10 protein-coding genes are annotated in these 14,060 nt (G+C 35.0%); 3 read left to right on the top strand and 7 right to left on the bottom strand.

The window, feature by feature from the left end; genetic code table 11:
• Window positions 1-883: 883 nt before the first annotated feature.
• The 4 genes from accA to dnaE all read right to left on the bottom strand — a co-directional run bounded on the left by accA (window position 884) and on the right by dnaE (window position 7,042).
• A complete protein-coding gene (accA, locus tag AC5LWL_RS07745) occupies window positions 884-1,837 on the bottom strand; it encodes an acetyl-CoA carboxylase carboxyl transferase subunit alpha (RefSeq protein WP_493433770.1) in 954 nt (317 codons plus the stop codon).
• The gene (accD, locus tag AC5LWL_RS07740; RefSeq protein ID WP_493433769.1) at window positions 1,831-2,700 is read right to left on the bottom strand and encodes an acetyl-CoA carboxylase, carboxyltransferase subunit beta; all 870 of its coding nucleotides are present in this window, start codon (window positions 2,698-2,700) and stop codon (window positions 1,831-1,833) included. Before accD ends, accA begins: the two co-directional genes overlap by 7 nt.
• Window positions 2,701-2,869: 169 nt before the next feature.
• Window positions 2,870-3,598 (bottom strand): FadR/GntR family transcriptional regulator, encoded by a 729-nt coding sequence (locus AC5LWL_RS07735; protein ID WP_493433768.1) that lies wholly within the window; start codon window positions 3,596-3,598, stop codon window positions 2,870-2,872.
• An 84-nt stretch (window positions 3,599-3,682) separates the two neighbouring features.
• Entirely contained in the window at window positions 3,683-7,042 is a 3,360-nt protein-coding gene (gene dnaE / locus AC5LWL_RS07730) for a DNA polymerase III subunit alpha (RefSeq protein WP_493433767.1), read from the bottom strand.
• 730 nt (window positions 7,043-7,772) lie between these two features.
• Here dnaE and ytrH point away from each other — a divergent pair.
• Together ytrH and ytrI are read left to right on the top strand one after the other, a co-directional pair.
• The gene (gene ytrH / locus AC5LWL_RS07725) at window positions 7,773-8,108 is read left to right on the top strand and encodes a sporulation membrane protein YtrH (protein ID WP_493436565.1); all 336 of its coding nucleotides are present in this window, start codon (window positions 7,773-7,775) and stop codon (window positions 8,106-8,108) included.
• Complete coding sequence (gene ytrI, locus AC5LWL_RS07720; protein ID WP_493433766.1) at window positions 8,109-8,618, top strand: sporulation membrane protein YtrI; 510 nt, start codon at window positions 8,109-8,111, stop codon at window positions 8,616-8,618. It abuts the gene before it with no gap.
• Between the two features lie 355 nt (window positions 8,619-8,973).
• Here ytrI and AC5LWL_RS07715 read toward each other — a convergent pair whose 3' ends face one another.
• From AC5LWL_RS07715 to AC5LWL_RS07705, 3 genes are all read right to left on the bottom strand, one after another.
• Complete coding sequence (locus AC5LWL_RS07715; RefSeq protein WP_493433765.1) at window positions 8,974-9,909, bottom strand: DHH family phosphoesterase; 936 nt, start codon at window positions 9,907-9,909, stop codon at window positions 8,974-8,976.
• A gap of 76 nt (window positions 9,910-9,985) precedes the next feature.
• Window positions 9,986-11,305 (bottom strand): DRTGG domain-containing protein, encoded by a 1,320-nt coding sequence (locus AC5LWL_RS07710; protein ID WP_493433764.1) that lies wholly within the window; start codon window positions 11,303-11,305, stop codon window positions 9,986-9,988.
• Window positions 11,306-11,921: 616 nt separating this feature from the next.
• The gene (locus AC5LWL_RS07705) at window positions 11,922-12,167 is read right to left on the bottom strand and encodes a hypothetical protein (RefSeq protein WP_493433763.1); all 246 of its coding nucleotides are present in this window, start codon (window positions 12,165-12,167) and stop codon (window positions 11,922-11,924) included.
• A gap of 285 nt (window positions 12,168-12,452) precedes the next feature.
• Between AC5LWL_RS07705 and AC5LWL_RS07700 the strand changes: the two genes are divergently transcribed.
• Window positions 12,453-13,550 (top strand): M24 family metallopeptidase, encoded by a 1,098-nt coding sequence (locus tag AC5LWL_RS07700; protein ID WP_493433762.1) that lies wholly within the window; start codon window positions 12,453-12,455, stop codon window positions 13,548-13,550.
• Window positions 13,551-14,060 lie beyond the last annotated feature (510 nt).

The raw sequence follows: 14,060 nt of genomic DNA, 5'->3' as shown, positions 1-14,060 counted from the left end.
TCTACAGTTCCCTTTTCCCCATAACAATTCTAACATATCACGAAGAGAAATCTATCTCAACTTAATATAAAAAAAAAATAAAATACGGAATAGTCAGGATAATGCAACCGTTTTTAAATTTTCACATATGTTTTGTTAATACTTTTAACCGTATTTTTCCTAACTAAACATATTTAACATATACTTTTAAAACTATATTATGTATCCAATAATAATTTTCTAAAACTCTTCATGGACGGAACATGAAAAAGAGGTTTTTAAATAATGTTTCAAAGAACCGTTTTATAAGAAAAGCGTAAGCGCCTTGACAGCTCTGAGGAAAAATGTTCTCCTGACTCAAAAAGTGCTTTTTTACTTTTAGAGACAGGGGGTTATTTTTCACAAGAGCTAGGCGCTGAAGCTAGACAATAGAAAAGCGTAAGCGCCTTGAACAGCTCTGAAGAAAAATGTTCTCCTGACTCAAAAAGTGCTTTTTTACTTTTAGAGGCAGGGGGTTATTTTTCACAAGAGCTAGGCGCTGAAGCTAGACAATAGAAAAGCGTAAGCGCCTTGAACAGCTCTGAAGAAAAATGTTCTCCTGACTCAAAAAGTGCTTTTTTACTTTTAGAGGCAGGGGGTATACTCACTAGAGCTAGGCGCTGAAGCTAGACAATAGAAAAGCGTAAGCGCCTTGAACAGCTCTGAGGAAAAATGTTCTCCTGACTCAAAAAGTGTTTATTACTTTTAGAGGCAGGGGGCAATACTCACTAGAGCTAGGCGCTTGCCAGATTTCAGAAAGCTTATACTTTCTAACCTTATTAAAAATGGAATGAATACGTTCTTTTTAACATGTCCTCATTTAAAAAGCCTCTCAACTTTTTATAAAAAAAATAATTGCTGGCTGCTATTCATGCATATACTTACCCATATTTTTAAACTTATTATAACGTTCTTCCACTAGTTCTTTTGAAGTTTTGCTTCGTAATAATTTTAAAGAGCTTAACAATACTTTTTCCATTTCATCTGCTTGTTCTTTTACATTATGATGAGCTCCTCCTTTTACTTCTGGAATAATCTCATCAATAATGCCAAGTTCTTTTAAATCGGCTGCAGTAATCTTCATTTTCTCTGCAGCTTGTTTTGCTTGGTTAGAATCTTTCCAAAGAATAGAAGCCGCCCCTTCTGGTGAAATAACCGAAAAAGTAGAATTTTCCAGCATATGAATATGGTTGCCAACACCAAGTGCCAGCGCTCCACCACTTCCTCCTTCACCAATAACAATACACACAATTGGAACCTGTAATGAAGCCATTTCAAATAAATTTCTAGCAATTGCTTCACTTTGTCCACGCTCTTCTGCCGCTTTTCCTGGATATGCTCCCTTTGTATCTATAAAACAAATAATCGGTCGGTTAAATTTATCTGCCTGCTTCATTAGTCGCAGTGCTTTACGATATCCTTCTGGATGCGGCATTCCAAAGTTTCTGCGAATATTTTCTTTTGTATCCTTCCCTCTCTGGTGTCCAACAATCGTTATTGGCAGTCCCTTAAACTTAGCAATTCCACCAACAATTGCTTCATCGTCACCAAAAGTGCGGTCTCCATGCACTTCAAAAAAGTCAGTAAACAAAAGTGAAATATAATCGAGTGTTGTTGGTCTATTAGGATGTCTGGCGATTTGCACCCTATCCCATGGTTTTATATTTTCATAAATTTCATTTTCTAATTTTACAAGACGCGTTTCTAATTTCTCTATTTCTGATGACAAGTCCACATCTGCTTTTAATGAAAAGTCATTTAACTCTTTAATTTTTTCCTTTAATTCAACAATTGGCTTGTCAAAATCTAGTCCTACCACTCTAATTCACCACCTGTTTGATGCATATCTAATACAGTATATAGCTGTTCCTTCATTTCCTGTCTTGGAATGACTGCATCTAGTTGCCCATGCTTTAACAAAAATTCAGCAGTTTGAAAATCTTCTGGAAGTTCTTCCTTAATCGTCTGTTCAATAATTCTTCTACCGGCAAATCCGATTAATGCACCTGGTTCTGCAAAGTTATAATCTCCTAATGAGGCAAAGCTTGCAGAAACCCCACCAGTTGTTGGATGGGTCATAACAGTAATATACAAATTGCCATTATCGCTAAATTTCTTTAAAGCGACGCTTGTCTTGGCCATTTGCATTAAACTAAGCACTCCTTCTTGCATTCTTGCTCCTCCAGAAGCGGTAAAAATGATAAAAGGCTGGGAAAGTTCATTTGCTTTTTCAATCGCTAATGTGATTTTTTCTCCAACAACCGACCCCATACTACCCATCCGAAAAGAAGAATCCATAACAGCTATTACAACAGGTATGCCATTAATTTGTCCTGTTCCTGTCACAACCGCTTCGTTTAATTTTGTCTTTTTTTGATCTCCAGCTATTTTTTCTTCATAGCCTGGAAATTGTAAAGGATTACCTGTTTTTATTGAGCTGTTTATTTCTTGAAAGGTAGCTTCGTCTAAAATACTATGAAGTCTCTCTGAACTTGTCATAGGAAGATGATACCCACAGTTTAAACAAACTTTATGAGTTTTTTGTAATTCTTTCGTATACATAATTTTATTACATTTTGTACACTTTGTCATAATCCCTTCTGGCACTTCATTTCTTGCTACTTCAGATGGAATTGTTGCATATTTCTTTTTTTTCGATTTCGAAAAAATTTCCTTAATCAATGTGGAAGCCTCCCCGTTTTTTTTGCAATCCATTCTAGGAATCGTTTTTCATTGATAGTGTTTCAGGCTATAAACATATATTTTTCAGCCTGCCTATTTACTAAGCGGATGCTATTGTACATTGCAGCATAATCAATCTTATTGAAACATCTTCATCTATTTTCACTATTTATAATCTTTCATTATATTTTTTTTTAAACTTTTTGTACACTTTCATTATTTCCAATTCATCTTTTGTTGCGAAAGTATTAATTAATAATACATACTCTTCTGTTGTCCAATATATTTTGGAAAAGCCTAATGCATGATAATAATCATCTAAAATAGTCCATAATCGAACATGCAAATAATTGTCGGCAATTTTTAATATGCGCAAAAAAAATTCACTTTCACTAATTTTTTTCTCTGCTACCCATTCTGATAAATCAGCTCTTTGTTCAGCTGACATTTTTTCCACAGCAATAAATAAACCATTTAATTGAATATAATCCCGGGTTTCTAAGATATCTCTTTTCGCTTTATTATCCTGCAAAACAAAGGTACTGATCAACTGAACTAGCTGATGACCCTGAAAGTCACGTAAAAATGTGCCTTCTCCTTTTCGAGTCTCAATTAGACCTAAAAGTTCTAAAGCTCTTAACGCTTCTCGAATGGAAGATCTTCCTGCATCCAAAGTTTCGCATAATGAACGCTCAGAAGGCAGTTTATCTCCTGGTTTTAGACCATTTCTTTCAATCATTTCACGCAAATGATTAACAACACCAATGTATTTCGATCCATTCATTATAGAAGGTTGATTCACTTTTTTGCCACACTCACTTCTTTTTCCATTTTCTAATACGCGACCTTTTAAAAATAATGAAACGTTATACAAAATATCTTTTGCTGAATTATTCATTAGTCTGCAATAGTTTTTTTTCATTTAAAGTGGTCAGACCATTAGACTTATTAAACAATATAACAACTTTTCTAAGATGTAAAGTTAATCAGATAAGATAACATTTTTTTCTCCTAATAGATTCGTTAATTCTTCCAGACATTCTTTTGTAGAAGAGATATTAAATTCATAGTGCAGCTGAATCGTTTTTAACGATTGGACATTATGAATAATCACGGGACAATTCCCAGGATGTTGCTTGATAATTTTTAACAATTGATTTTTTATGCTGTCTGTCTCTGCTTCACCATTTATCTTTATGAATAACTTATGTGTGTTTTTGGGAAGTGATTGGACAGCTTCCTCTATTTGCCAAGCTTCTTGTATGATAAATTGTTTATTTGCATTTCTTTCTTCCAATTTCCCTTCTATTAATACAGTTTCTCCCTTTTTTAGTATCCATTTAAATTTTTTATAGACTACTGGGAAAACTACTGCTTGCATCTCTCCACTTTGATCGGAAATGGAAAGGAACATCATTTCTTCTCCTTTTTTCGTACGTATCACTTTCACTTCTGTCACATAGACAATTCCCCGCTGCTTTGGTCCTATTTTCATTTTATTAATAGAGGTGCTGTTTAAAGCAGCAAAATATTCTTGATAAATAGAGACTGGATGATCAGATAAATACAAGCCTAAAACATCTTTCTCATGAAACAGCTTGTTCTCCGGAGTCATTTTTTCTCCTTCCACATATTTGGGTTTAAAGGAGAAATCATCTTCGCTAAATAAATCTTCCTCGTTCAACTCTTCTGGATGAACAAGCTGCGCGTGCTGAATGGCAACATCAATGGTTGACAGCATCGTTGCCCGATCGATGCCAAACTCATCAAAACTTCCGGAATAAATAAGTGTTTCCAGTATTTTTCTATTAATGATTTTTGGTGACACACGCAAACAAAAATCAAATATGTCTTCAAATTTTCGTTGTTTTCGCACCTTTACAATCTCTTTTAAGACATTATTGCCAATCCCTTTTATGGCTGCCAAACTGTATAATATTGAATTTTTATTCACTAAAAAGGAATAGCCGCTTTTATTTATAGAAGGAAGGGAAAGCTCCATTCCCATTTGTTTCATTTCTTGTATATACTGCAATATTTTTCGTTCATTGCCAATCGCAGTAGTTAATAATGATGCCATAAAAATAAGTGGATACTTTGCTTTTAAATATGCCAGCTGATATGCTATCATACTGTACGCTACTGCATGACTTCTATTAAAACCGTAATCGGCAAACCGGACTATTAATTCATATATTTCATTGGCGGTTTCTTCTTTATACCCTTTTGTTTTGGCGCCTTTTACAAAATGCACTCTTTCTTTATCCAAGACCATTTTTTGTTTTTTGCTGACTGCTCTTCTTAAGAGATCTGCTTCCCCAAGAGAAAAACCAGCCATCTTGGATGCAATTTGAATAATTTGTTCTTGGTACACAATGACCCCATATGTACTTTCCAAAATGTCTTTTAAATCATCATGATAATAGTGAATCGCTTCTTTTCTATGCTTTCTATTTATATAGAGAGGAATATTTTCCATTGGACCTGGTCGATAAAGAGCATTGACAGCAATAATATCTTCAAATTCTGTAGGTTTTAATTTCTTTAACACATTGCGCATTCCATCTGACTCTAACTGAAAGATTCCTGTCGTTTCTCCCCTGCTTAACAATTGGAAAACATCTGGATCATCAAATGGAATTTCTTTAATCGATACTTTTTTGTTTGTCACCCGAGCGATTGTATCAACGATTATTTCAATTAAAGAAAGATTTCTCAAACCTAAAAAATCCATTTTTAATAGCCCGAGCTCCTCTAAATACTCCATACTATATTGTGTTAAGAAAGTGTTTTCAGCCCCGGATTGTATAGGAATGATATCAACCAACGGCTGCTCACTTAAAACAACTCCAGCAGCGTGTGTAGAGGTATGACGTGGTAAACCTTCGAGCTTGCAAGCTGTTTCAAAAATCTTTTTATTCCTTGGAGACTCCGAAACAAAACTTTGTAAACTTTTTGATTCTTGGATGCTTTGCTGTAATGTAATTCCTATTTTAGAAGGGATAGAACGAGATAACCCTTCCAATTCTTTCATCGTTAAACCAAAAACTCTTCCAACATCCCTTAATGATGCTTTCGCCGCAAGCGTCCCAAATGTAATGATCTGGGCAACATGCAATTGTCCATATTTATCTTTTACATAATCGATTACTTGTTCTCGTTTAACATCAGGGAAGTCAATATCAATATCAGGCATCGTAATACGTTCGGGGTTTAAAAACCGCTCGAATAATAGATGATATTTGATTGGATCTACGTCTGTAATATACAAAACATATGCAACAATAGAACCGGCAGCTGATCCCCTTCCTGGTCCTGTGAGGATTCCACTTTCTCTTGCATATTTCATAAAATCCCACACTATCAGAAAATAATCACTATAATTCATCTTATTGATGATTTCCAATTCATATTGAAGACGTTCTATATGCTCTTTCTTCGGTTGTCCATACCTATTAATTAAACCTTCTTTGCATAAATCTTCTAAATACTTTTGTGCAGATTGTTCTTCTGATATAGGGTATTTTGGTAATCCTGTTCTTTGTATATCCAATTCTATATGACAGCTGTCTGCAAGATTCCACGTAGTCTCCAACACATCTGGATCATTAGAGAACAATTCAAGCATTTCATTTTTTCCTTTTAAATAATACTGATCCAGATCCCACTCATCTCTATGTATATCTGATAATTTCACACCATGTTTTATTGCCTCTAAACAATGATGAGCAAAATGATCTTCTTGATTTACGTAAAGCACATTATTTGCCGCAACTCTTTTAACTTGTTCCTGTTCTGCCAGTTTCATTATTCGGTCATTTAATGCGTCTTCCTTTGTGATTCCATGCTTTTGTATGGTTAAAAAAAAGTGATCTTTTTCAAAAATGCTTTTATATAAATGGAGCGTATCTTTTGCATGAATTTCATCCTCTGCTAATAATGATTGTTCAATTTCTCCTTCTCTTCCAGGAGTTATAGCGAATAATCCTTTAGCATAATGTTTTAACCATTTAACAGGAATTCCTTTTTGGTTTTTTGTTTGAATAGCACTGGAAATTTTCAAAAGCTGTTGAAAACCAAAATTATTTTCAGCTAATAGTACTAGTGGATATGCCTGCTCCTTTTTTTCGCTGATTATATCTACCGTCAACCCAATGATCGGTTTTATTTCTTGTTTTATACATTCTTTATAGAAGGATGCTGCTCCATACATCACATTACGATCTGTTATCGCAAGCGCCCTATAGCCTCTGTTTTTCGCATTACTTACTAATTGTTGAATGGATGCTGTACTGGATAAAAGACTAAAAGCACTGCAAACTTGTAAATGAACGAATGACATTTATTTTCACCACCCTTTACCTATTTTTTCTCATATTTATCATTTATAGATTACTCGCTTTTCGGAGTGTATACTGTGCTGAGATTTGGTTAATAAAATCGGTTTTGCAAGCATTTTTTCCTGGTCGGCAGAATGGTTTAGCTCAGCGTATGCCTAAAGAAAAAGCTTTTGGATAAACTCCTAATTGTTATTTTTGCTTTCTATTAGAATAACATTCGTTTTCTTACTATTATAGTAGGTTTAAATAAAAAAGGAAAATACGTTCTCTTTTTTTATTCTATACAGGCTACCCTGAAAGAGGGTATAGCGCTCTCGATAAGTCCGCAGCCGGTATACACTTCGCTTTCCATGGGGCGGGCGCCGAGCCTCCTCGGAGTAAACTCCTGCGGGGTCTCGCCTGTCCCGCTAATCCCATAGGAGTCTTCGTGTATTCCGGCTGCTTCCTGCTTATAAATAAATATTAAAAAGCTGCTTCTTTTCTTGCGTCATGATGCAAATTTTTATTAGCATAGGTGTCTAAACGTAAATGTTTGTTCTCTTGGTCTCTTCCTGTTTTTGTGGGGTTCTTTACTCCAAATGGGATGAACGAGGATGATGACTAAGTGTATGTTGCGATATGTAAAAGTTTCACCTGATTTTTTCTTTAATTCAGGCAGGAAATAATTCATATTTATGAAGGTTTGTCCATATGATGTATTAAAATCCTTTTACAAAATGTGAGGTTAATATGATGAATCAACAACCTTTTTTTTCCTCCTTCATTGAAAGTTATTGCATAGCTCTTGGGGTATTGTTGGGAGGAGCACTTGTAGGTGGTGGCTTAGCTGCTTTTCTTACTGGAAAACCACTGCTTACAGAAGTTCACCGCATCTCAGATATGATAAGAATATGGGCAATTGTTGCAGCAATAGGCGGTACGTTTGATGCCATCTATAGCTTTGAGAAAGGATTGCTTGATGCTGCGACAAAGGATCTTTTCAAACAAGTTTTATTGATTGTTTCCGCATTTGGAGGGGCTCAAACAGGTGCGACTCTTATTAAGTGGATTACACAGGAGTATATATAAATGAGGGTTCCACCATTGTATAGACACCCAGCTGTTCAACGTTTTTTTGCTGGAATGGTAATTGGCGGTTTGATTAGCTGGTGCATTTTTTTATTTATCTTTGGTGTTTGGCAAGAACGATACAGCAAAGAAATTAAAGCACAAAAAGATACCATTGCAGAACTGGAAGATGAAAAAGATATTTGGCAAAAGGAGTTTTCTAATTTAAATAAATCAACTGAGGACAAGTTAACCATTCAAAACCTAGTCGTTAAAATAAACACTAGGGACATAAAAAAATATGACATTAATCCTGTTAGTGTACATGAAATGGAAGCAACCATTAAAGATGACCTTGACAGCGTTATTGCCAGAGATATGGATCTAGTATTTAAAAGCAGGGAATTATTTAAAAAATCTATTGAAAATAAAGTAATTCTTTCAGACGGCAAACGTTACAAATTTAAAGTCTCTGAATTATTTATTTACACAACCATCTACATCGAAATCAGCATAACATACGCAGATTAGATGAAAAGTGGATAACTCCTTGGTCAGCCTCAAAGAAAAATGTTCTCTTGGCTCAGAAAGTGCTTTTTACTTTCAGAGGCAAGAGATTATCTTTCACAGGGACTAGGCGCTGAAGCTAGACATTGTGAAAAGCGGATGGAAAATGCCAACCAAAAAAAGACTTTCTTTTCTTTTTGTTTGACGATCTTCCTTCGACTATTAAGCGCGTTCTATATTCCTATTGCTCTTTTGGCATTTCTCTCTAGTAATTCCGCATTTCCCTTGATTATTCCGCGTTCTTTCCAATAATTCCGCGCTCTTCTCAACAATTCAACTCGCTCCACTTAATTCCGTAAAACGATTTATAACATTAACCTTATTTGCAAATTTTTTCTAAATCACTAATGATAAAAGGAACTGTATCCCAATTGGTTATACTTGCACCTGATGCCAGCGGATGACCGCCTCCATTATATTTTTTTGCAATAGTATTAATAATAGGACCTTTCGACCGGAACCTTACTCTAATTTCCTTTTCTGCTTCTTCGATAAAAAATACCCAGACTTTGACCCCTTTTATATTCCCTAAGTTGCCGACAAGCATGGAAGCTTGTGAAGCAGAAGCATTAAATTGTTCAAGTATATCTCTTTTTATGACCATATAAGCAACTCCGCTATCCTGCATCACAAAATTTTGCAATACATAGCCGCTTAATTTAATAATATTTGGTTCTAGTTCGTATAATTGATTATAAATATCTGTTCTGGAAAACGGAAAGTTAATAAGATCTCCTGCATAACTGAATGTCTTTTCTGTTGTACTTGGAAATAGAAATCTCCCCGTATCGCCAACAATTCCAGCATATAATAGTCGTGCAGCTTCTTCATTTAACTTTAATCCCTTGTCTTTTCCAAATAAATAAAAACCATAAATCATTTCACTAACGGAGCTTGCGGAGGTATCCACCCAGACAATGTCCCCATAAACATCATCGTTTGGATGATGATCTATTTTAATCAGCATTTCTCCTGTCGTATATCTTCTATCGCATATTCTGTCTTGATTAGCAGTATCACAAACAATAACTAGAGCATTTTCATATTCGCTATCTTCTATAACATCTAGCCTTCTTAAAAAATGTAATGATTGTTCTTCCTTGCCAACTGTATACACCTTTTTAGCAGGAAAAGACGCTTTAATGATTTCCGCTAATCCACCTTGTGATCCATATGCATCTGGATCTGGACGTATATGTCTATGAATAATAATCGTTTCGTATTTTTTTATTGCTTCCAGTATAGTTTGTTTCATTTTTTTCTCCTATCATTTTTAACTGTTTTTTGTATGGATTGTTACTCTTTTACATGTTAAACTCAATACGCTTCACTTAATTTCTGTCAATCAACTGACACATCATCATTGCTTTACCTACGAGCACGCCTTGATTAAACACTTCTACATCTACTTTTCCAAATTTCCTTCCAACTTCCAAAATCCTTGGTAGTATTTCAATTACACTGTCAATTTGAACAGGCTTAATAAAATAGATGGTCATGTTTTCCACAACAAGATCACCCTTTTTAAATCCTCTTAATATCCTGTTTGCTGCGTCTGCTACTATAGTTGTAAATACTCCATAAGAAATTGTTCCAATATGATTGGTCATTTGCGGTGTAACTTGACATGTAAACGAATTTTCACCCTTCGTTTTTCCTTTCGTTAAAACAAGCTGGTTTGTAACAATATCATCAATTGTTTCCCCAGTTTGCGGCTGTCTCTGATTCATCTGCAAGGCTTTCAACACATCTTGTCTGCTTATAATACCTTCTAATCGATTTGTTTCATCTACCACCGGGAGCACTTCAATCCCTTCCCATACCATCATATGAGAACAAGAAGCCACACTCGTTTTTCCGCTCACTGTCATCGGTTGTCTTGTCATCATCTTATCTATCGTAATATCAAATGATTTCCCAATAATATCTTTCGCAGTGATCATTCCTTGAACTTTCATATTTTGATCGACAACTGGAAACCTGCCATGCAATGTATCCTGATTATGTTTATGCCAATCAGCTACAGTATCCGTCGTTTTTAAATAAATTGTATCCTCTAGCGATGTAAGTATATCTTCAACTAAAACAATTTCTTTTTTTATTAATTGATCAAAAATCGCCCGATTAATCATTGTCGCGACCGTAAATGTATCATAACTAGTTGAAATAATAGGAAGCTGTAAGTCATCAGCCAACCGCTTTACATGGTCTTCCGTATCAAAACCACCAGTAATCAATACTGCAGCCCCTGCTTTTAATACTAATTCATGGGCACGAACACGATTGCCAATAATCAATAAGTTTCCTGGACCAGTATAACGCATCATAGCATCTAGTTTCATTGCACCAATTACAAAACGGTTTAATGTTTTATGCAACCCCGCTTTGCCTCCAAGTACTTGTCCATCCACAATATTAACAACCTCTGCATATGTTAGCTTCTCAATGTTTTCTTTCTTTTTCCTTTCAATACGAATAGTTCCGACTCGTTCAATTGTACTTACATACCCTTTGTTTTCAGCTTCTTTAATGGCTCGATATGCAGTTCCCTCACTGACACTTAATGCCTTTGCTATTTGTCTGACAGAAATCTTTTCACCGACTTGTAATTTATCGATGTAACTTAATATTTGTTCATGTTTAGTTGCCAAAATGTTCACCCTCATTTTTATTTCCCGTACAAAAGCAGTTATTTTGAATATATACATTCTGATATTATAAGAAAAGCGCAAACATCCGTTATAAAAATATAGTTGTTGACTGACTGATTAACCCGTTAAAATAAATATCTAGAACCTTTATCGTTTTTTAAGTCAGAATCAGGCTTCCTCCAACTCGCTTTCCTATCTTTTTGAAAATCAAAACTGAAAATTCTGTGTTTCTCTTATTAATTATACCTAATTGTATCATGTATATCTGTTTCTTTTTCATAAGAAAAAAATAAAACACATTTATTAATCTTATTATAATTTGTCTACCTGCTGGATTCAATTACTTCCCCATTGTACTAGAAAATAGAAATCAAAATATGAAACAGACATTTTCTTTACTCAAAATATTCACATAATGAATGGATCTTCACTACTTCTTTTTGCCCCTCATTATGCATTTATCCCTTCTAAACACTTATTTTCATACAAAAAAGCCCACCAAAAGCATTGTTTTCCATTTAATATTTCTTTTACAAAATATTAAATATCAATACATAGCTTTTGGATTAGGCTTTAGTAAGTTTTCTAAAAAACTAAATAGATATTCACTCGGTATTTACTGAAAATAACGAACCTTGTTTCTTTTTTGCAACTTATTAATCTTTTTATTCTTTTGTTTCTTCTGTTTTGGCGTATATAAAATGGCTGTTAAATTCCCCGCAATCACCATAAGCGCAAATGAAAGCCAACTAATAGAGAAAATACCTGCCATACCAGCGTTATAAGGAGCTAATCGCGGAACTCCATAATAAAGAAGCACTCCACACAACAACAAACATAATAAATATCTGTTTTTGTTCATTCATCCTTCCCCCTTTCCTTTACTATTCCATTCTATGCGGACAAGTATGGAAAAAGTCTAGGTATAGCAGGATTTTTTCATTCTTTACTATTTCGTTGCTCTAAATGTTTACATGTGCAGGATATATTGATAATCTAAAAAGATACAACAAGAAATAATATATTAAAAATATTTTTTGCTATTGTACTATCATATAAAATAGAGTTTATCCTTTTAATGTCTCCTTAAAACATCAAATAAGGATTCTGATATAAGGTGACTACGTTTTTTTGGGAGGTAATTTAAATGGGAAAACAATTTGATCAAATAGGAAATTGGATGGTGGAACAGGAAATAGATTTCACTTTTTTGACGTCCACAGATAATATTTTTTATTTCAGCGGCTTCTACAGTGATCCACACGAACGGTTATTAGCGCTGATTTTATTTCCCCAAGATGAGCCAATTCTAATCTGTCCTGCCATGGAAAAAGCAGATGCGAAAAATGCTGGATGGAATTATGATATCATCGGTTATAGCGATATAGAAAATCCTTGGGAAGCAATTCAAAAGAAGCTTACTGCAAAAGGAAAAATCGTAAAAAAAGTCGCAGTGGAAAAAGACCATATGAATGTAAACAGATACGAATCACTTCGCAGTATTTTTCCTTCTTTAGAGCTATTTGCCCCTGCTGAAGAAAAAATAAATCAACTTCGTATGGTGAAAACAGAAAAAGAGCTGTCTATTTTACGCGAAGCATGCAAATGGGCAGATTATGCTATTGAAGTTGGTTGCAGTGAGATTGCAGAAGGAAAAACCGAAATGCAAATCCTTGCAGCCATTGAATATGAATTAAAGAAAAAAGGAATTGCAAAAATGTCTTTCTCCACAATGGTGCTGACTGGAAAAAATGGAGCCTCTCCTCATGGCAATCCTGGAGACACTGCTATTCAAAAAGGAGATTTGGTCCTATTTGACTTAGGTGTTGTTGTAGACGGTTATTGTTCAGATATTACAAGAACGGTTGCTTTTGGAGAAATCAATGAGCAGCAGAAACATATATATGATACTGTACTTCAAGCACAGCTTGCTGCAATCGAAGCTTCTAAACCTGGTACAACATGCTTAACTATTGATCTTGCCGCACGAAATACTATTCGGAATGCTGGATATGGTGAATATTTCCCACATCGATTAGGACATGGTCTTGGTATAAGTGTACATGAATTTCCTTCTTTAACAGAAACAAATTCGCTCGTTCTTCAAGAAGGCATGGTCTTTACGATTGAACCAGGAATTTATGTTCCAAATATTGCTGGTGTTAGAATCGAAGACGATGTATACGTGACTAAAGATGGCGTAGAAATTCTAACAAAGTTTCCAAAAGAACTGCAAATACTATAGTATAAAAAACGAAGCTGGAATATAACTGAATAGATAACGAACATTCTCTAATTTAGCACGTAAATGGTTACTTCCTTATACCGGTTAAATTTATGTTTTTTTATCTAGTTAAGTAAAAAAAATGTGTTGTTCCATTGCGCTACAGACACTCGCTTTCCGCGGGGAGAAAGTTGAAGCCTCCTCGTTGCTACTTTCGGGGTCTCAGCCTTTCCTCTACTTCCCGCAGGAGTCGAGTTTCTTCCGCTCCATTCCACTTCGTTTTTAAAAACGATTTTCTAAAACCTAATTCTTTCAGCAAGAAAAAAATGAAATAGATTGGAAAATGGAGCAGCCTGAATACACGTAGACTCCTGTGGGATTAGCGAGACAGCTGAGACCCTGCAGGCCAAGGGCCGAAGCGGCTAAAGCCGAGCCCCACGGAAAGCGAAGTGTATGCAGGCTACGGGTGATAACCACAAACCTTCTTTTTTACATGAATAAAAAACCAAAACTATGATACGAAAATATTTT

The sequence above is a fragment of the Niallia sp. WK069_GA_01 genome (assembly GCF_983173855.1).
Note: the sequence above shows the minus strand (reverse complement) of the source record. Positions and strands in the feature narration are given on the sequence as shown.

What these genes read in the sequence shown, in the direction of transcription:
- AC5LWL_RS07735 (WP_493433768.1), bottom strand. Translation starts at nt 3,598, where the DNA reads ATGAATAATTCAGCAAAAGATATTTTGTATAACGTTTCATTATTTTTA.
- dnaE (WP_493433767.1), bottom strand. Translation starts at nt 7,042, where the DNA reads ATGTCATTCGTTCATTTACAAGTTTGCAGTGCTTTTAGTCTTTTATCC.
- ytrH (WP_493436565.1), top strand. Translation starts at nt 7,773, where the DNA reads ATGAATCAACAACCTTTTTTTTCCTCCTTCATTGAAAGTTATTGCATA.
- ytrI (WP_493433766.1), top strand. Translation starts at nt 8,109, where the DNA reads ATGAGGGTTCCACCATTGTATAGACACCCAGCTGTTCAACGTTTTTTT.
- AC5LWL_RS07715 (WP_493433765.1), bottom strand. Translation starts at nt 9,909, where the DNA reads ATGAAACAAACTATACTGGAAGCAATAAAAAAATACGAAACGATTATT.
- AC5LWL_RS07705 (WP_493433763.1), bottom strand. Translation starts at nt 12,167, where the DNA reads ATGAACAAAAACAGATATTTATTATGTTTGTTGTTGTGTGGAGTGCTT.
- AC5LWL_RS07700 (WP_493433762.1), top strand. Translation starts at nt 12,453, where the DNA reads ATGGGAAAACAATTTGATCAAATAGGAAATTGGATGGTGGAACAGGAA.